18 protein-coding genes and 1 tRNA gene are annotated in these 18,544 nt (G+C 62.9%); 13 read left to right on the forward strand and 6 right to left on the reverse strand.

Annotated elements, in window-relative coordinates; genetic code table 11:
• Positions 1–2: 2 nt before the first annotated feature.
• Entirely contained in the window at positions 3–2,636 is a 2,634-nt protein-coding gene (pepN, locus tag QPW08_RS00595; protein ID WP_284123786.1) for an aminopeptidase N, read from the reverse strand.
• Between the two features lie 66 nt (positions 2,637–2,702).
• Between pepN and QPW08_RS00600 the strand changes: the two genes are divergently transcribed.
• Entirely contained in the window at positions 2,703–3,485 is a 783-nt protein-coding gene (locus QPW08_RS00600) for a Rossmann-fold NAD(P)-binding domain-containing protein (RefSeq protein ID WP_284123787.1), read from the forward strand.
• 96 nt (positions 3,486–3,581) lie between these two features.
• Here QPW08_RS00600 and QPW08_RS00605 read toward each other — a convergent pair whose 3' ends face one another.
• A complete protein-coding gene (locus QPW08_RS00605) occupies positions 3,582–4,496 on the reverse strand; it encodes a DMT family transporter (RefSeq protein WP_407674561.1) in 915 nt (304 codons plus the stop codon).
• A 17-nt stretch (positions 4,497–4,513) separates the two neighbouring features.
• Positions 4,514–5,509 carry a threonine aldolase family protein gene (locus QPW08_RS00610; RefSeq protein ID WP_284123789.1) on the reverse strand — a complete coding sequence of 332 codons (996 nt, stop codon included), beginning with the start codon at positions 5,507–5,509 and terminating at the stop codon, positions 4,514–4,516.
• A 49-nt stretch (positions 5,510–5,558) separates the two neighbouring features.
• Between QPW08_RS00610 and QPW08_RS00615 the strand changes: the two genes are divergently transcribed.
• Complete coding sequence (locus tag QPW08_RS00615) at positions 5,559–5,870, forward strand: GNAT family N-acetyltransferase (RefSeq protein WP_284123790.1); 312 nt, start codon at positions 5,559–5,561, stop codon at positions 5,868–5,870.
• 7 nt (positions 5,871–5,877) lie between these two features.
• Here the strand turns inward: QPW08_RS00615 and QPW08_RS00620 are convergent, their stop codons facing one another.
• From QPW08_RS00620 to QPW08_RS00630, 3 genes are all read right to left on the reverse strand, one after another.
• A complete protein-coding gene (locus QPW08_RS00620; protein WP_284123791.1) occupies positions 5,878–7,446 on the reverse strand; it encodes a PH domain-containing protein in 1,569 nt (522 codons plus the stop codon).
• On the reverse strand, positions 7,443–7,979 hold the full coding sequence (locus QPW08_RS00625; protein WP_284123792.1) for a PH domain-containing protein: 537 nt from the start codon (positions 7,977–7,979) through the stop codon (positions 7,443–7,445). Before QPW08_RS00625 ends, QPW08_RS00620 begins: the two co-directional genes overlap by 4 nt.
• An 82-nt stretch (positions 7,980–8,061) precedes the next feature.
• Positions 8,062–8,136: transfer RNA gene (locus tag QPW08_RS00630), tRNA-Thr, on the reverse strand.
• Between the two features lie 91 nt (positions 8,137–8,227).
• On the opposite strand from QPW08_RS00630, the gene QPW08_RS00635 reads away from it, so the two are divergent.
• From QPW08_RS00635 to QPW08_RS00685, 11 genes are all read left to right on the forward strand, one after another.
• Positions 8,228–8,377, forward strand: a complete 150-nt coding sequence (locus tag QPW08_RS00635; RefSeq protein ID WP_284123793.1) for a hypothetical protein — start codon at positions 8,228–8,230, stop codon at positions 8,375–8,377.
• A 33-nt stretch (positions 8,378–8,410) separates the two neighbouring features.
• Complete coding sequence (gene gpmA, locus QPW08_RS00640; protein ID WP_284123794.1) at positions 8,411–9,097, forward strand: 2,3-diphosphoglycerate-dependent phosphoglycerate mutase; 687 nt, start codon at positions 8,411–8,413, stop codon at positions 9,095–9,097.
• A gap of 1 nt (position 9,098) precedes the next feature.
• Positions 9,099–9,581, forward strand: a complete 483-nt coding sequence (gene purE / locus QPW08_RS00645) for a 5-(carboxyamino)imidazole ribonucleotide mutase (RefSeq protein WP_284123795.1) — start codon at positions 9,099–9,101, stop codon at positions 9,579–9,581.
• A 1-nt stretch (position 9,582) separates the two neighbouring features.
• Positions 9,583–10,638, forward strand: coding sequence for a 5-(carboxyamino)imidazole ribonucleotide synthase (locus QPW08_RS00650; RefSeq protein WP_284123796.1), 1,056 nt, complete (start codon positions 9,583–9,585; stop codon positions 10,636–10,638).
• 28 nt (positions 10,639–10,666) lie between these two features.
• Positions 10,667–11,137: a dihydrofolate reductase gene (locus QPW08_RS00655; RefSeq protein WP_284126261.1), complete on the forward strand. Its 471-nt coding sequence runs from the start codon at positions 10,667–10,669 to the stop codon at positions 11,135–11,137.
• The gene (locus QPW08_RS00660) at positions 11,134–12,333 is read left to right on the forward strand and encodes a dipeptidase (protein ID WP_284123797.1); all 1,200 of its coding nucleotides are present in this window, start codon (positions 11,134–11,136) and stop codon (positions 12,331–12,333) included. Before QPW08_RS00655 ends, QPW08_RS00660 begins: the two co-directional genes overlap by 4 nt.
• Entirely contained in the window at positions 12,333–13,256 is a 924-nt protein-coding gene (locus QPW08_RS00665) for a bifunctional riboflavin kinase/FAD synthetase (RefSeq protein WP_284123798.1), read from the forward strand. The genes QPW08_RS00660 and QPW08_RS00665 overlap by 1 nt, the downstream gene beginning before the upstream one ends.
• A complete protein-coding gene (locus QPW08_RS00670) occupies positions 13,253–14,302 on the forward strand; it encodes a glycerophosphodiester phosphodiesterase family protein (protein ID WP_284123799.1) in 1,050 nt (349 codons plus the stop codon). The genes QPW08_RS00665 and QPW08_RS00670 overlap by 4 nt, the downstream gene beginning before the upstream one ends.
• A gap of 217 nt (positions 14,303–14,519) precedes the next feature.
• Positions 14,520–17,423: an isoleucine--tRNA ligase gene (gene ileS / locus QPW08_RS00675; RefSeq protein ID WP_284123800.1), complete on the forward strand. Its 2,904-nt coding sequence runs from the start codon at positions 14,520–14,522 to the stop codon at positions 17,421–17,423.
• The gene (gene lspA, locus QPW08_RS00680) at positions 17,423–17,965 is read left to right on the forward strand and encodes a signal peptidase II (protein ID WP_284123801.1); all 543 of its coding nucleotides are present in this window, start codon (positions 17,423–17,425) and stop codon (positions 17,963–17,965) included. The genes ileS and lspA overlap by 1 nt, the downstream gene beginning before the upstream one ends.
• A 5-nt stretch (positions 17,966–17,970) precedes the next feature.
• The gene (locus QPW08_RS00685) at positions 17,971–18,381 is read left to right on the forward strand and encodes a DUF3035 domain-containing protein (RefSeq protein WP_284123802.1); all 411 of its coding nucleotides are present in this window, start codon (positions 17,971–17,973) and stop codon (positions 18,379–18,381) included.
• Positions 18,382–18,544: the final 163 nt, after the last annotated feature.

Raw genomic sequence — 18,544 nt, forward strand, 5'->3', positions numbered from 1 at the left:
CCTTAGCCAAGCGACCGCGTGACTTGCTCGAAGGTGTCGCGCGAAAGCGTTTCCGCAGCAGCGATCCGTTCCAGTTCTGTCCGCATCAAGGCCGCCCGGCCCGGCTCCATCCTGCGCCAGCGGCCCAGCGCCGGAACAAATCGTGCCGCTGTTTGCGGATTGATCGGATCGAGCGCCAGGATCAAATCGGCAAGGACCCGGTAGCCTTCACCGCTTGCGACATGGAATGCATGTGGGTTGCCGGCAAAGGCCATGTAAAGCGAACGCACCCGGTTGGGATTGCGCAGGGTGAAATCCTTGTGCTTGGCCAGCGCCTTTACATGCGCAAGCGCGTCGGGGTGGAGCGACAGCGCCTGCAGCGTGAACCACTTGTCGATCACCAGCTCATTGCCCTGGTAGCGGTTGTAGAAGTCGAGCAGTGCATTGGTGCGATCGACCCCTTCGAGCCCGGCGAGCACCATTAGAGCGCCTTGCCTGTCGGTCATGTTGTCGGCCGCGTTGAACTGGTCCCAAGCGCGCTCTGCCGTAGCTTCGGGAGCGGCCGCAGCCAAGTACACCAGTGCCTGCGTCTTGACCTTGCGGGCCCCGCGCGCGGCGCTTTCCATGCTGTAGGGCACTGCCGACACACGGTCGTGCAAGGCTTCGAGTTGGCTGAGGAAACGATTGCCAAGCCATGCCTTGAGCGACTCGCGCTCCACATGAATCCGGCCCGGGTCGGCGACCAGCATCTGCTCCATCAGATAGGTCTGGCTCGGCAACATCATCAGCTCGCCACGCATCGAGTCGTCTAGCGCCTCGTCAGCGATGATCGCACCGAAGGCACTTGCGATCGCTTCCTGCCCGGCCTCGCGGTCGCTGTCGCTCAACCCGTCGCCCAAGGCTGCAACGAGATGGCCGACAACCAGCTCCTGCATCGCCTCGTAGCGAGCAAAGCTGTCATCATCCTGCGCTGCGAGGAAGACGAGATCTTCGCGCGGGACGTGCCGCTCGATCGCCACGGGGGCGGTATAACCTCGATTTATCGAAAGCACGGGTGCTGCGGCGAAGCCCTCGAAGCTCAGGACTTTTTCAGCCCTGTCGATCACGATCAGCTGCTCGCCTGCATGCGTTCCCTTCTCACGGTCGAACAGTGCGATCCGCAAAGGTATCGGCATCGGCAACTTGGCCGGCTGCCCAGGCGTTGCCGGGACGGTCTGCCTGAGCGTCAATGTCGCAATATCGCCTTCATGGCTCAGCGTCACATCGACCTTGGGCGTGCCGGCTTGCGAGTACCACAAGCGGAACTGGCTAAGATCGAGCCCAGCCCCGTCTTCCATGGCCTTGACGAAATCTTCGCAGGTCGCGGCCTCGCCGTCGTGGCGATCGAAATAAAGGTCGGTTGCCTGCCGGAACGCCTTGGGTCCCGCCATCGAGCGCATCATGCGGATGACTTCGGCACCCTTGTTGTAGACGGTTGCAGTATAGAAGTTGCTGATCTCGCGGTAGCTGTCAGGCCGGATCGGGTGCGCCAACGGGCCGGAATCTTCCGGGAACTGCGCCGAGCGCAGGATCCGCACGTCCTCGATCCGCTTGACCGCTTCGCCCTGCATATCCTGCGAGAACAACTGGTCGCGAAGCACGGTGAAGCCTTCCTTCAGCGAAAGCTGGAACCAGTCGCGGCAGGTCACGCGATTACCTGACCAGTTGTGGAAGTACTCATGCGCGATCACGCCCTCGATGGCGTCGAAATCGGCATCTGTCGCGGTGTCGGGGTCGGCCAGCACATACTTGGTGTTGAAGACGTTGAGCCCCTTGTTCTCCATTGCCCCCATATTGAAGTCGGAAACGGCAACGATGTTGAACAGGTCGAGATCGTATTCGCGCCCGAACACCTCTTCGTCCCATTGCATGCTCTTCTTGAGCGATTCCATCGCATGCTCTGTACGCGGCAAATCGCCTTCACGGACCCAGACGTTGAGTTCGACTTGGCGGCCACTCATCGTGGTGAAGGTCGAGGAATTGGCGACAAGGTCCCCCGCCACCATCGCGAACAGGTAGCTCGGCTTGGGCCAGGGATCGTGCCATTCTGCGAAATGCCGCCCGCCGTCGAGCGCGCCCTCGGTTTCCTTGTTGCCATTACACAGCAGGATCGGGAACTGCTGCGCGTCACCTTCCATCCGCACGCGATAGGTCGAAAGCACATCCGGCCGGTCGGGGTAGAAAGTAATGCGGCGAAAGCCTTCCGCCTCGCACTGGGTGCAGAGCATGCCGTTCGAGGCATAAAGCCCCATCAACTGGCTGTTGGCTGACGGAGCGATCTCCGTCGCGATTTCGATCTCGTGCGCGTCGCCAGAGAGTGGCACGATCAAGTCGTCGCCATCCATGGTCCAGTCGCTGATCGGTTCGCCATCGACCTTGACCGAAGCCAGCTCCGCACCGTCACCATTGAGACGAATTGAGTCGACCCGATGAGCCTTGGCGTTACGCGCAACCGTGAGCTTTGAGACAACACGTGTCGCCTCCAGCCCAAGGTCGAAATGCAGACGCGTTTCCGGCACCAGCCAGGGGAAAGGCGTGTAGTCCTCTCGTCGGATTACAGGCGGTTCGTGCGGGGTCGGGGCCGCGTCGGCCATCTCGGGATTACGTGCTACGTCCATAATGCGCGGGAACCTACTCTTTCTCGGTGTGCTTTCCAAAAGCCATGTAAGAGCTAAGAGGCAGACATGAAGAGATTCTTCATCTTCGGATTGGGTTACACTGCCAAACGCATTGGAACTGCGCTGGAAAATGCGGGTTGGACCGTCGCTTCCACCGGGCGCGACGGTACTGTAGCCTTCGGCAACCATGCAGCGGTGACAGAAGCGCTCCGCGAATCAAGCCACGTCTTGTCCTCAGTGCCGCCTTCCCGTGACAGCGGCACCGACCCGGTACTGGAAACCTATGGCGATGCGCTGGATCATTGCTGGATCGGCTACCTGTCGTCTACCGGAGTCTATGGCGACGCAAACGGCGCCTGGGTCGACGAGAGCACGCCGACGGGCGGCGGCCGGCGTTCGGCCCGCGCCGAATGCGACGCGCTGTGGATGGAGCGCGGGGCGCACGTGTTTCGGCTGCCCGGCATTTATGGCCCGGGCCGCAGCGCGCTCGACCGGGTGCGCGACGGGCGGGCGAACCGCATCGATATCTCGGGCCAGGTTTTCAGCCGGGTGCATGTCGACGATATCGTGAGCGGGGTCATCGCCGGGCTCGACGCTCCGAGCGGTGCGTACAATCTCGGCGACGATTTGCCGTGCAGCCAGAATGAAGTGATCGAACATGCCTGCCGCTTGCTCGGGCAGGAGCCGCCACCGCTCCAGTCGCTGGAGGAAGCCGACCTCTCCCCCATGGCGCTCGGTTTCTATGCCGAAAACCGTCGCGTCGCGAACGGGAAGGCCAAGCGGATGCTGGGCTGGGAGCCGCGCTATCCGACCTACAAGGAGGGGCTTGCCGCACTTCTCAATGGGTGATCCCCTCATCCAAGCTTCGCTAGCTCCGTACGCTCGCAAGCTGCGCTTTCCTTCTCCCGATGGGAGAAGGATACGGAGGCTTGGCGACGCAGGAGCTTAGCCGGAGTCGGATGAGGGTCTCTGCTTTGAGCGGAGCGCCAGCACCATCCCGACCACCGCCAATGCCATCCCGCCAAGCGTCAGCAAGGTCCAGGCATAGTCTTCGAAAAGTGTCGATATGAACATCGCCACCGAGATGGTCAGGATCGAGTTGTAGGCGGTCCGCCCGGCCCCAATCTCGCGCACCAGGTTGTAGTGCAACGGGAATGTGACGACAGATCCGACTAGTGCAAGATAGACGATACCTGACCAGTATTCGATCGCTGTCGGAATCGGCGGTGCCCCCGTAGTCAAGAGCGCAAAACCGAAATCGAACAGCGTGCCATAGAGCATCGCCCACGCCAGCAGGCTGACCATCGGTACTCCGCGACCGACCGGGTTGGCCTGGATCACATTGGCAACCGACGCAGCGAGGATGCCCAGCATGGCCAACACGATGCCAAGCGCGACATTGCCGCCGACCACACCGGCATCGGGGTTGGCGCGCCATTCGTGCAGCAGCAGCAAGGACACCCCGATAATCGCCACAGCGCTGCCCAGCCAGAAGCCGCCTTGCTGGCGCTCGCCCAGGAATATCCTCCCAAGCAACGCATTCGGTACCATCAGCAGCCCGAACATCATCGCGACAATGCCCGAGGTGACGTAGAGTTCGGAGTGATAGACGAACAGGAAGTTACCGCTGAACTGGAACAGGCCGACAATCATCGCCAGTTTCTGCTCCGCCGCGGCAAGCCGCAGCCGCCGCTTCATCAGTAATGCAACGATGAAAAGGGCCGGGGTCGCCAGCGCAAAGCGATAGAACACCGACCACGCAGCGGGCACTCCGTCGATCTGGCCGGTGATGACGAACCAGGTCGAACCCCAGATCGTCCCAGTCAGCAGGAACGGGAGGACAACGCGCCAGTTCAGCATGTTGGCTTCAGTTGCGCTCACAGGCTGGCAATAGCCCGGCCCAGCGCGCGGGCGGCGGACTGGTCGCTGTCCCAAGCGGCGACAAAGCGCGCGGCATCAGCGCCCCAGTCGTAGAACTCGAAGCCCTGCCTGCGCAGTGCCTCACGCTCATCGGCAGTCAGCCGCATGAAGACCTCATTGGCTTCGACCGGGTGCATCAGTCGCTCGCTCGCCTCTGCAACGATAGCCTGGGCTGCCGCATTAGCCGCGCGGGCATTTTCCAGCCACAGGTCATCCTGCAGCATCGCCAGCAATTGCGCGGCGAGGAAGCGGCCCTTGCTCTGCAAATGCCCGGCGCGCTTGCGGCGGTATTGCACCATGTCGGCGAGTGCCGGGTCGAAGAACACGATCGCTTCGGCGTTCATTGCCCCGTTCTTGACGCAACCGAAACTGAGCGCCTTAGCGGGACCAACTGCCTCTGCAGGCGAGCAACCAAGATAGGCCACCGCATTGCCAAACCGTGCGCCATCGACATGCAGACCAAGACCGCGCTCCAGCGCCAATGCACCGATCGCCTGCAGTTCTTCAGGACGGTACGCGCGGCCATATTCGCTAGCCTGAGTGACAGAGATGGCATGCGGCTGGACCTGGTGGACATCGTCGCGGATCGGATCCACCACAGCACGGATGGCGTCGGGCGTCAGCTTTGCGCCCTCGCCTTGTGCCAGCATCAGCTTCGCACCATGCAGGTAGAAACCCGGCGCACCGGCCTCGTCCATCTCGATGTGAGCTTCCTCGTGGCACACTACCCCGCCATGTGGCTGGACCAAACCTGCCAGGGCGAGGCAATTGGCGGCCGTACCGGTCGCAACCCACAGCACTGCAACCTCGCGCCCGAACAGCTCACCAAAAGCCGTATCGAGCCGCTGCGACCACGAATCCCCGTCATAAGGCGTGTCGACTTCGTCGGCCGCCTGCAGTGCATCCCAAACCTTGGGGTGGACGGTGGCGGCATTATCGGACAGAAAACGCATGCAAACGCCCCTAGCGTGCGCACAGCCCAGCGCAAGAAGGAGGATGGCGATGAGCAAAGCGAACGACGGCATCAGCATCCTGCACCATGTGCAGGGTTCGGGCGGAAAATACGTCGCCCATATCCCCGGTGACACCCATACCGCTATGCTGGAATGGGAACAGGGACCCGGCGCAAAGGATGTCCATATCGCGACTTACACAATGGTCCCGCGCGCCTTGCGCGGCCAAGGCATAGCGGCATTGCTGGTCGAGCGGCTGGTGGCCGATGCCCGCGCCCAGGGCTTCAGGATTGAGCCCAAGTGTTCCTATGTCGCTGCGAAATTCGACGAGAACCCGGACTGGGCCGACCTTCGCGCCTGAGCCGCCCTCAGCGGTTGAGTTCTGAGAAATCGGTGCCGGCAATGCTGCCGAGGATGCCATTTCGCAGAGCCCTTGCCCGGTCAAGCGGGATCCCCTCGATGGCATAACTTCCGCCGGCCAGGCCCAGATGCAGCGAGGCGTAGCCGAAACGCCGGGCCAGCGGGCCTTGCTTGATCTCGACCGACTGCAGCTTCACCCGATTGGCAATGGTTGTGGATGGCGCAAGCCAGCCCGCACGGCGAACAACCTGCCGCAGGCTGAGCGCATTGCGCGCATAGCGCCACACGAAGAACTCCCGCAGAACAAGAAAAGTCCCGACCGAAAAGGGGATCAGCGCAAACCACGCCTTTCCACTGAGTGCATCGTTATCCGTGAGCGTGGTCAGGGCAAGCACGAAGGAGGTCATCAGGCCAAGGATAGTGGCGTTCACGAGCATCGACAGGTTGCGATGAGCCGTACACCCGCGCTGCCAGTCGAGATCTTCACCGGCCGGTTCGAAACCGGCTGCACGAATAATCGGGGCAAGCTCATCATCCTGCGCAAATGGGGCGACCACGTGGCTCGAAGAGCCCGAATCCTGAGCGAGGCTTACGAACTTGAGCGCGTTCCAGCCGAAGCGGCGACGCACGATGCCGGTGCTCATAATCAACGCCTGCACGCGGTGGGCCGGCATGACAACATCTGTCCGGGTCAGCAAGCCACGGCGGCGGCGGAAACCCTTGGGTGTCTTCTCCAGCCGGAACCCCCAGTCGCGCAGGAAGGTGCGGATAACGCCAGTCACGATTCCGACGGCGAGCAACGACAGAACGGCCAGTACGCCGCCGATCATCTGAGCGGCCAAGCCCCAGCCGGCAATCTGCGCCGTCGGAACTGCAACAAGCCCGCTCCACTCACGCCAATCCCAGATGTCGAACGGGAGCAGGAAATCGAACTGCTGGGCGAGACCGCCGATAACGGCGACCACAGCCAGCGAGAATTCAAACAGGCCAAAGGTGAACAGACGCCTGGGACCCATGGCGAACAACGTGGCCGCCGGGGTGGTTTCCACCGCATCCTCGGTTTCCTGCACGGGACTGGCGGGCACATCATCGCTATCCTCACGCCGTTCGCGCACCAACTCGCGCAAGGCTTCCCCCTCCTCCTCGGAAAGGTAGGCCAGCGCCAGCTCGTCCTTACCGCCAGCGCCGGTTTCAAATTTTACTTCGACGAGGCCCAGCAGGCGCGGCACCAGTTTCTGTTCCAGGCTGACGTCCTGGATCCGCTCGTATGGTACAGAGCGCGCCGCGCGGGAGAGCAGGCCGCTTTCGACCCGTATATCCGTTTCGCCAATACGATAGGTGAAGCGGCTCCATTGCAGGAAGGACGACAGCAGGATCAGCGCCAGCGCAGCCGCTGCCAGCAGCGCAAGGTATAGTGCCACGCCGCCGAACTCGCCGTCGGCGATGCTGTAGGATGCGAAGCCCAGCGGGATGAGCAGTTGCGGCAGCACTGTCACTGCCTTCACGACAAAGGTCAGCACATCGGTGCGCTGGGGCTCGCCTTCCGCCGTTGCTGCAATGACCGCTTCCCCGTTCACAGCACCTCGCGCTTGATGTGAGCGCGAATTTCCTCGCGCATCGCCAAAGCGGTGTCATGCGCGAGCCCCGGCAGGTGCACCGAGGCATTGTGCGACCCAGCTGTATGCAGGGTCAGCGTCGCCAGTCCGAAATATCGCTCCAGCGGGCCGCGATCGACATCGATATGCTGGACCCGGCCAAACGGGACCACCGTGTCGGAGCGGAACAGCAAGCCCCGCACGACACGCAGCCGGTCATCGTTGATCGAATATCCCCGCGCGATGAAGCGGCGATGCGGCATGCGCCACACCAGCAGGAGCGCGACAATCACGACAGGGATGACAATCGCACCGTTCCAAACCGGCAGTGCCACGTCGGCAACCAGCGCGGCAGTCGAAACGACCAGGGCAGCAATGCTCCCTTCCACGCGCATCTGCGTCTGGTGATTGGGATGCAGGCGTGTCAGGACGCCATCCTCATCCTCGAAAATATCCGCTGCTGGGACAATCGCAGGCGCTGTTGGCGCGGCGTCATCGGCCTCATTCTCATCCATAGTGTATGAATGGGATAAGACAGTGGCGATTTCAAGCGGGAAGAATGCGCTCAACCAGCAAAGCGGTAGTGCGACAAAAATCTGGTGCTGCTGGGGAGGATTGAACTCCCGGCCTCACCCTTACCAAGGGTGCGCTCTACCACTGAGCTACAGCAGCGTACCGGAATGAGGCGCGGCCTATTGTCGCGAGCGCCCCGAATGTCAAGCGGTGCTTGAGGTTGGAATGCAATAACGGCAAGGGATTTCCCATGGGTGAAGAACCGCACAAGAATATGTCGCGCGAAGAGCGCCTGGCAGCCAAATTGCGCGAGAACCTGCGTCGGCGGAAGGCTCAAGCGCGCGAATTGGGCAACGAATCAGGCGAGTCCGGGCTTTCCAAGGGAAGCGAGGGCGGCTAACGCGTGGCGCTCCCGAAGGGATACGGAGCCAACATGCCTACTCTCATCCTCGTCCGCCACGGCCAAAGCCAGTGGAACCTAGAAAACCGCTTCACCGGCTGGTGGGATGTCGACCTGACCGAAAAAGGCGTCAGCGAAGCCAAGGCGGCGGGCGAACTGTTGAAAGAGAAAGGCGTGTTGCCGACCGTCGCCTTCACTTCCTACCAGACCCGCGCGATCAAGACGCTGCATTATGCGCTGGAATATTGCGGGCGGCTGTGGATCCCGGAAACCAAAGACTGGCGACTCAACGAGCGGCACTATGGCGGGCTGACCGGGCTCGACAAGCAGGAAACCCGCGACCGGCATGGCGACGAGCAAGTGCATATCTGGCGCCGCAGCTTCGACGTGCCGCCGCCGGAGATGGAAGCCGGCAGCGACTACGATCTGGGCAAGGACCCGCGCTATGCCGGGATCCCGATCCCGAGCACGGAAAGCCTCAAGCTGACCATTGAGCGCGTGCTGCCTTATTGGGAGAGCGATATCCTCCCCGTTCTCGCCAGCGGCGAGACAGTGATCATTTCCGCCCACGGCAATTCGCTACGCGCACTGGTGAAACATCTGTCCGGCATTTCGGATGAGGACATTACCGGGCTCGAGATTCCCACCGGCCAGCCGATCGTCTACGAATTCGACGACAACATGCAGCCGGGCGAGCGCTACTATTTGAAGGATGCCTGAAATGGCTGACGCCAAAATCGCGATCATCATGGGCAGCCAGTCCGACTGGCCGACCATGGAATGCGCCGCCAGAGTGCTGGACGAGCTCGAAATCGCCTATGATGCGCGGATCGTCTCGGCCCATCGCACGCCCGACCGGATGAGCGACTTTGCCAGAGGCGCTGAGGCCGAAGGCTTCAAGGTCATTATCGCCGGAGCCGGCGGTGCAGCTCACCTGCCGGGCATGGTCGCGGCGATGACCCATTTGCCGGTGCTGGGCGTGCCGGTGCAGTCCAAGGCGCTGAACGGCATGGATAGCCTGCTCTCGATCGTGCAGATGCCCGCCGGGGTTCCTACCGGTACGCTGGCCATTGGCGAAGCGGGTGCAACCAATGCCGGCCTGCTCGCCGCGAGCATTCTCGCTACATCCGACGAAGCCATTGCTGATCGGCTGAAAGCCTGGCGCGCCGCGCGCACCGAGGCAGTAGCGGAGAAGCCCCGGTAAGATGATCACGCCGGGGGGAACGATAGGCATTCTGGGCGGCGGCCAGCTTGGCCGGATGATGGCCATGTCTGCCGCACAAATGGGCTACCGCTGCATCGCCTTCACGCCGGACAAGGATCATGTTGTCGGCGATGTCTGCCACGATGTCTTCGTCAACCGTTGGGACGACCGCCAGGCCATGGCTGCCTTCGCGCAGAAGTGCGACGTGGTGACCTGGGAATTCGAGAACGTGCCGGTGGAGCCGCTTGGCCCGCTGGAGAGCCTTCTCGCCCCGCACCCGCGCGCACTGGAAACGGCCCAAGACCGCCTCAACGAAAAGCGCTTTGTCGAAGGGCTCGGTGGCACCCCGGCACCCTATGCCCCGATCGATTCGCGCGCCGACCTTGTCGATGCGATGGAGCGGATCGGCACGCCGGGCATCCTGAAAACGCGCCGCGACGGCTATGACGGCAAGGGCCAGTGGCGCATCGACGTTGCGCGTGACGCGGAGGGAATCGCCCTTCCCGATGCCCCTTGCATCTACGAAGGCTTTGTCGAGTTCGACGCCGAATTTTCCGTCATCCTCGCCCGCACGGCCAAAGGCGACAAGGTGGTCTGGGACAGCACCGCCAATGTCCATGAGGGCGGCATGCTGCATACCTCCACGCTGCCGGCCGGGGCCTTCGTCGAAGGACAGGTGGAAGAAGCGCGCGACTTGGCGGGGCAAGTCGCCGATGCGCTCAATTACATCGGCGTGCTGACGCTGGAGTTCTTCGCCACAGCGCGCGGCCCGGTGTTCAACGAGATGGCCCCGCGGGTCCACAATTCGGGCCACTGGACCATCGAAGGCGCTGCCACCAGCCAGTTCGAAAACCACATCCGCGCGGTGTGCGGCCTGCCGCTGGGCGATGCCCGCACCGTCGCGCCGGGCATCTGCATGACGAATATCGTCGGCAAGGATGCGCTCGATGCGACCCACTGGCTGGACGATCCGGCCACGCACCTGCATCTCTACGGCAAGGCCAAGGCCCGTGAAGGGCGCAAGATGGGCCACGCGACCCAGCTGATCTGGGAATAGACGCGTGGGCGATTTGCCGCAGCCCTTCATGATCTATGCCCGTGCCGCCAATGGCGTGATCGGCAAGGACGGCGCAATTCCCTGGCACATCCCGGACGACCTCAAGCGGTTCAAGCGGCTGACCATGGGCCATGCCATGATCATGGGCCGCAAGACCTTCGAGAGCTTTCCCTCGCCGCTGCCCGGTCGCCGCCACATCGTGCTGACGCGTGACGAAGGCTGGCAGGCGGATGGCGCGGAAGTCGCCCGTTCGCGCGCCGATGCATTACAGCTGGCCAGTGGCGACCCCGTCGCCATCATTGGCGGGGCAGAGATCTATCGCCTGTTCGAGCGGGAAGCCGAACGGATCGAACTGACCGAAGTCCTGGCCGAGTATGACGGCGACACCTTCATGGACCCACCCGGCAAGGGCTGGACAGAAACCGCACGCGAGGACCATGACGCGAGCGAAGGCCGCCCGGGCTTTTCCTATGTCACCTATGTGAGGGCTCAAGCATGAAGAAGCGTTACTGGATCCCGGCGCTAGTCTTCGCGCTCGTTGCAGTTGCGTTCTTCGCCATCGCGCCCGGCTATCTCGAGCGCAGCATGAACCAGGTCGACGGCAAGCCGCTGCCTGAAGTCAGCGAGGAAGCGAAGGCACTCCATGCCACGCTGGAAATCGTCGACCTGCATTCGGACACGCTGCTGTGGAAGCGTTCGATGGTGGAACCGGCATCGCGCGGGCATGTCGACTTGCCGAGGCTCAAGGCAGGCAATGTCGCGCTGCAGGTTTTCTCGAGCGTGACCAAGACCCCCACAGGGCAGAACTACGACAGCAACAGCGCCGACGGCGACAACATCACTCCGTTGGTGATTGCGCAACTGCAGCCGATCAAGACGTGGGGCTCGCTGCTGGAGCGGACCAAGTGGCACTGGAATAAGCTGGTCGAAGCAGAGACCGATTCTGCCGGGCGGTTCTATCTTGTCGATTCCCCAGCCGGGCTCGATGACTTGTTGGCCATGCGTGAAGGTGGCAACACCGACCAGATCGGCGGGCTGTTCAGTATCGAAGGGCTGCACAATCTCGAAGGCAAGCTCGCCAACCTCGATGTGCTCTACGATTACGATGTGCGCATGGCCGGGCTGACCCACTTCTTCGACAACGAGCTGGGCGGCTCGATGCATGGCGAGAAGAAAGGCGGACTGACTCCGTTCGGGCAACAAGTTGTTGAGCGGATGGAAGAAAAAGGCATGATCGTCGACATCGCCCACCTCTCCCACAAGGGCGTCGCAGACGTGCTGGCGATGGCGCGGCGGCCGGTCGTCTCCAGCCACGGCGGGGTGCAGGCGACCTGCAAGGTCAACCGCAATTTGACCGACGAGGAAATCAGGGGCGTGGCAAAAACGGGCGGAATCATCGGTGTCGGCTATTGGGAAGGCGCGGTGTGCAGCACCGATCCCAAGGCGGTGGCAGCGGCGATGAAGCATATCCGTGACTTGGTCGGGATCGAGCATGTGGCGCTCGGAAGCGACTTCGACGGGGCCGTAACCACCCGTTTCGACACCGCACAATTGGTTCAAGTGACGCAAGCGCTGATGGACGCGGGTTTCACCGAGGACGAAATCCGCGCGGCCATGGGCGGCAATGCGATCAGGGTCATTCGCGAAGGGATGAAGCCGCTTGCGCAAGTGACCAAGCCAGCTACCAGCAACTGATGCGCTGGCTCGACCATCGAAACCCCGTTCCTGAACCGCTGCGAGGTGCCATCATTGCCTTGGGCAATTTCGATGGCTTCCATCGCGGACACCAGGCAGTGGCAGGCGAAGCGATTGAGTGGGCACACAGGGAAGGACGCCCGTCGATCATTGCCACCTTCGATCCGCATCCGGTACGTTTCTTCCGGCCCGACACCCCGCCGTTCCGCCTCACGACGCTGGAGCAGCGGCAGGAGCTTTACCTTGCCGCCGGGGCGACCGCGATGCTGGTGTTCCATTTCGACAAGGAGCTCGCCAGCACCAGCGCCGAGGATTTCATCGCCGATATCCTGATCGACCGCTTCGGCGCGCATGGTGTAGTGACCGGCGGCGACTTTACCTACGGCCAAGGGGCGAAGGGAAATGTCGATCTGCTAGCCGGGTTCGGTGCCGAACGGGGCTTGCGGAGCCGTGTGGTCGGCGTGGTCGAGGAGGACGGCGTGGTTTCCTCCAGCCGTATCCGCGAAGCCCTGCGCCAAGGCGACCCTGAGACTGCCACTCGGCTGCTGACTCGCCCTTTCGCCATTCGCGGCGTGGTCGAGCATGGCGACAAGCGCGGGCGCACCATCGGCTATCCCACTGCCAACCTCACCATCGAGAGCTATTTGCGCCCGCGCTACGGCATCTATGCCGTCACCGGGCGCATCCTTGCCACCGGCGCAGTACTCAAAGGAGCCGCCAACATCGGCGTGCGCCCGCAGTTCGAACCGCCCAAGGAGCTGCTAGAACCCTATTTTTTCGATTTTTCGGGTGACCTCTACGGGCAGGAAATCGAAGTCGCCTTCCACCATTTCCTCCGCCCTGAGGCCAGGTTCGACAGCCTCGACGCGCTGACCGAGCAAATGGAACGCGACTGCGCGAAGGCGCGCGAGCTGCTGGGATGAAACGATGGCTCCTGATCGCGGCAACCCTGCTCGCGGTCGCTTTCCTCACCCTGACAGTCGTCAATGCTAGCTGGCTTGCGCCTGTTCCGGTGGGCAATCCCAAGCTCATCGCCCATCGCGGGCTTTACCAGCTGTACGATCACGAGGGTGTCGGCCGTGATACCTGCACCGCCGACCGGATCGAGCAGCCGCAGCACGACTATCTCGAGAACACCACCCGCTCGATCCGCCGCGCCGCGCGGTTGGGCGCAAGCATGGTCGAAGTCGACATTGCGCCCACGAAAGATGGCGAGATCGCGGTCTTCCACGACTGGACCGTCGATTGCCGCACCAATGGTAGCGGCGATGTCCGCGAGCTGACCATGGAACAGCTCAAGGCGCTTGATGCCGGGCATGGCTACACCGCCGACGGAGGCAAAACCTATCCGTTTCGCGGGCAAGCTGTCGGCGCAATCCCGGCGCTGGCGGAGGCAATCGAAGCGATCGAGCGCAAGAAGCTGATCTACAACTTCAAAAGCGGCGATGCCGGGGAAGCCGACCTGCTGGTGGCGAAACTGCGCAAGGCCGGACGCGATCCGGCGACTTCGGGCGACGGCTTCTACGGCGCGCCCGAACCCGTCGCCCGGATCCGCGAGCTGGTGCCAGAGGCCTGGGCCTTTGCGACTGCGGAAGCGCGTGCCTGCAGCAAGGATTATGTCCTCACCGGCTGGACCGGCCTTCTGCCCGACAGCTGCAAGGGCGGGACGATGATCATCCCGCTCAATTACCAATGGGCGTTCTGGGGCTGGCCCAACCGGCTGATCGCGCGGATGGAAGAGCATGGCGGGCAAGTGATCGTGATGGGGCCCTATGCCGACAATGCCGCCACCGGCCTGACCCTGCCCGAGCAGCTCGGCGAAATCCCGGACAGCTTCAACGGCTGGATCTGGGTCGAGGACGGCTGGAACGTGATCCCGGCACGATTCCCACGGCTCGATGATCGGCAGGACCCACAGCTGCGCGCGGCGCAGGATACGCTTGAGCGGCGGCGGGCGGACCAAGACTAATGCGTCGCCCCTGCGCAGGCAGGGGCCTAGGTTACGCCTGTTGTGCGTGTTGCAGCCGATGACAGGGCGCGTGGCGATCGGCTGCCACCCTCTCGATGAAAGCCACGACATATGGGCCCCTGCCTGCGCAGGGGTGACGGCAAGTTTGTTGTCGAAGTGAAGCGGTCTCCAAGAGAGGCTTTATCGCGGCGCACAATTGCCCTAACGGCGCACTCCTATGTCTGACGCCAATCCTTCCGAACGCGACTACCGCGACACGGTCTTCCTGCCGAAGACCGATTTTCCCATGAAAGCCGGCCTTCCGCAGAAGGAGCCGGCCATCCTGGCGAAGTGGCAGGAAGAAGACCTCTACGGGCAGCTGCGCGCCAACCGTGCGGGCAAAGAGAAGTTCATCTTCCACGACGGCCCGCCCTACGCCAATGGCGAGATCCATATCGGCCACGCGCTCAACAAGGTGCTGAAGGACATGGTCGTGCGCAGCCAGAGCCTGCTCGGCAAGGATGCGCCCTATGTGCCCGGCTGGGACTGCCACGGCCTGCCGATCGAATGGAAGGTCGAGGAACAGTACCGCAAGAAGAAGCTCAACAAGGACGAAGTCCCGGCGAAGGAATTCCGCGCCGAATGCCGCGCCTATGCCCAGCATTGGGTCGATGTGCAGCGCGAGCAGTTCAAGCGGCTCGGCGTGCAGGGCGACTGGGACAATCCCTACCTCACCATGGATTTCGACGCCGAAGCGACCATCGTTTCCGAGCTGATGAAATTCGCCGAAGCGGGCAATCTCTATCGCGGCGCGAAGCCGGTGATGTGGTCCCCGGTCGAAAAGACCGCGCTGGCCGAGGCCGAGGTCGAGTATGAGGATATCACCTCGACGCAGATCGATGTGGCGTTCGAGATCACGGAATCGCCGATCCCCGAACTGGTCGGCGCGCACGCGGTGATCTGGACGACGACACCTTGGACGATCCCGGTGAACCAGGCTTTGGCCTATGGGCCGGAGGTTGAGTATGTCTACCTCAACATCGTCGGCCATCCGAGTGGCAAGACCAGACTTCTTATCGCTTCAGAGCTCTACGATGGCTTCGCAGCGCGACTTGGCCTGCCCGGCATTTCGAAGGGTGCGGATGAAAATGGCGTAAGCGTCGAATATGATGGGGTCTACAAAGGCTCCGACCTCGCCGGAACCGTTGCGCGCCACCCGATGCACCATCTCGGCGGGTTCTACGCTACGCCGCGTCCGCTGTTGCCGGGCGACTTCGTCACCACCGACAGCGGCACCGGCCTCGTCCATATGTCGCCCGACCATGGCGAGGACGATTTCGACCTGTGCAAGGCACATGGCATCAATCCCGTCTTCGCGGTCGATGACGGCGGGGTCTATCGCGAGGACTGGCCGTGGCTGGGTGGGGCGGACGAGCGCCGCCGCGCGGTCATCAACGCCGGTTTCAATGCGCCCGACGGGCCAATCTGCTCCGACCTGCGCGAAGCCGGGGCACTGCTGAGCGCAAGCCAGGATTACCAGCACTCCTACCCGCATTCGTGGCGGTCGAAGGCCAAGGTCATCTATCGCTGCACTCCGCAATGGTTCGTGCCGATGGACAAGCCATTGGACGTGGGCGATTTCGATGTCGCGCCAGGCAATCCGCTTGGCGGTGCAGTCGCGCCCTTCGTGGCGAAGGACCATTCGACCCTGCGCGAACGCGCCATGGCCGAGATCGAGCGGGTGCAGTTCTTCCCCGAGAAGGGCCGCAACCGCATCCGCTCCATGGTCGAAGGCCGCCCCGACTGGGTCCTCTCGCGCCAGCGCGCCTGGGGCGTGCCGATCACGCTGTTCGTGCGGCCCGACGGCAGCTACCTGCAGGACCCGGTGGTCAACGCCCGCGTCGTGGCCGCCGTGCGCGAGGAAGGCGTCGATGCCTGGGATGAAGCGCGCAAGGCCGAGTTCCTCGGGCCGGATCACAACCCCGATGATTATGACATGGTCATGGACATCCTCGATGTGTGGTTCGATTCGGGCTGCACCCATGTCTTCACGCTGGAATCGGACCGCTGGCCGGATCAGCGCTGGCCTGCCGACCTTTATCTCGAAGGCAGCGACCAGCATCGCGGCTGGTTCCAGTCCTCGCTGCTGGAAAGCTGCGCTACCCGCGGACGCGCGCCTTACGACCAGATCCTGACCCACGGCTTCACCATGGATGCGACGGGCCGCAAGCAGTCGAAGTCGCTCGGCAACACGGTCGATCCGCTCAAGGTGATGGACACCTACGGCGCGGACATCATCCGGCTGTGGGCCCTGTCGGTCGACTTCACCGAGGATCACCGCATCGGCGACGAGATCCTGAAGGGCGTGGCCGACCAGTATCGCCGCTTGCGCAACACCTTCCGGTATCTGCTCGGCGCTCTCGACGGCTTTGTCGGTGACATGGGCGATGCCGGCGAGATTCCTGAACTGGAGCGCTACGTGCTGGCGCTGCTGGCCGATCTCGACGGCAAGCTCAAGCATGCGATCGAGACCTACGATTACAACACCTATACGCGGTTGCTGGTCGATTTCTGCAACGAGGACCTTTCGGCCTTCTTCTTCGATATCCGCAAGGACAGCCTCTATTGCGACGGGGCCGACAGTACCAAGCGCAACGCCTATCGCACCGTGCTCGACCTGCTGTTCCATGCGCTGGTGCGCTATGCCTCGCCGGTGCTGGTCTATACTTCGGAGGAGGTGTGGCTGACCCGCTATCCCGATGGCGGCAGCGTCCATCTGCTCGAATGGCCGGCCGTGCCGGGCGTGACCGCTGATGGCGCGCGCTGGGACGCGCTCAGGGCCCTGCGCGAAAAGGTCAACGAAGCGATCGAGCCGCTGCGGCGCGAAAAGACCATCCGCTCCAGCAACGAGGCCGATGTGGTCGTGCCCGCCGCCGAAGTGCCTGAAGGTTTCAGCGACGAAGACCTCGCCGAACTGTTCATCGTTGCGTCAGTCACGCGCGGCGATAGCGATGGGGTGACAGTCACTCGTTCCAGCGAATCCAAATGCGGCCGTTGCTGGCGCCTGCTGCCCGATGTGGCGGAAGATGGCGCGCTTTGCGACCGCTGCGAGGATGTCGTTGCCGGGATGGACGCCGCCTGATGGACAAGCTGTGGAAGCTGCGCCTGTGGGGTCTGGGGTTCGCCGCGCTGATCTGCGCGGTCGACCAGTACATCAAGTGGGTCGTCCGCGTGCAGCTGGAACTGAACCAGCCGCCGGGCGTCTATGAGATCTTGCCGTTTTTCGACCTGCGCTGGACCCGCAACTTCGGCATTTCGCTCGGCATGTTCGAAGCCACAAGCGTGGAGATGCGCTGGGGGCTGGTGCTGGGCACTGCGCTGATCGCTGGCGTCGTATTCGTGTGGATGCTGCGCGAGAAGGCCAAGGGCGATATCTTCGGCCTGTCGCTGATCCTCGGCGGGGCGCTGGGCAATATCTACGATCGCTACACCTGGGGCTATGTGATCGACTATGCCGACCTGCATTTCGGGGAATTTCGCCCCTTCCTGATCTTTAACGTCGCCGATGCTGCGATTACCATCGGCGTGCTGATTATCCTTGCCCGATCCTTCCTGGTGCCCGACAAGGGTGCCAAGAAAGCCGACAAAGACGAGACGCCGGACGAGCTTCCGGCAGAGAGTTGAGAGTGATGAAAAAGACCACCAGCCTGATCCTGCTCGGATGTGCGAGCATGACCCTGACCGCTTGTGGCGGCGGCGGGTTCCTCAACCGCGACCGGCCCGACGAATTCGCAGTTCAGCGCCAGGCCCCGCTGGTGGTGCCGCCCGATTTCAACCTCGAACCGCCGAGCCCCGGCGCCCCGCGTCCGACCGAAGGCACTGCCGCCGAGCAGGCGCTCGACGTACTGTTCGGCGGTCCGGCCCCGCGAAGCTCGGTCGAAAGCGCCGCCATCAGCCGCGCCGGCAGCGCCGAACCGGGCATCCGTTCTAAGATCGGCGATCCCGACACCAACACCGTCGCCAAGGGCCGCGTGACTCGCGACATCATCGCCGCCCCCGAAGGAGACGGGCAGGCGGCGCAGGCGGTCATACCCGGCTGAAAGCCGGGGATGACCTGATTTTGGTGTTTCGCTCGCACATCCGTGCGAGCGTCCTCGGTGCAGTTCCTCCTTACAGTCGGGCACCTGCGGACGGCCAGTCGGCCTTGCGGGGCCTCGGCCGGCCCCGTCCCGACGCGATTATCGCAAGAGTTGTGGCTTGGTG

Source organism: Parerythrobacter aestuarii, assembly GCF_030140925.1.
GTDB classification, from domain to species: Bacteria; Pseudomonadota; Alphaproteobacteria; order Sphingomonadales; family Sphingomonadaceae; genus Parerythrobacter; species Parerythrobacter aestuarii.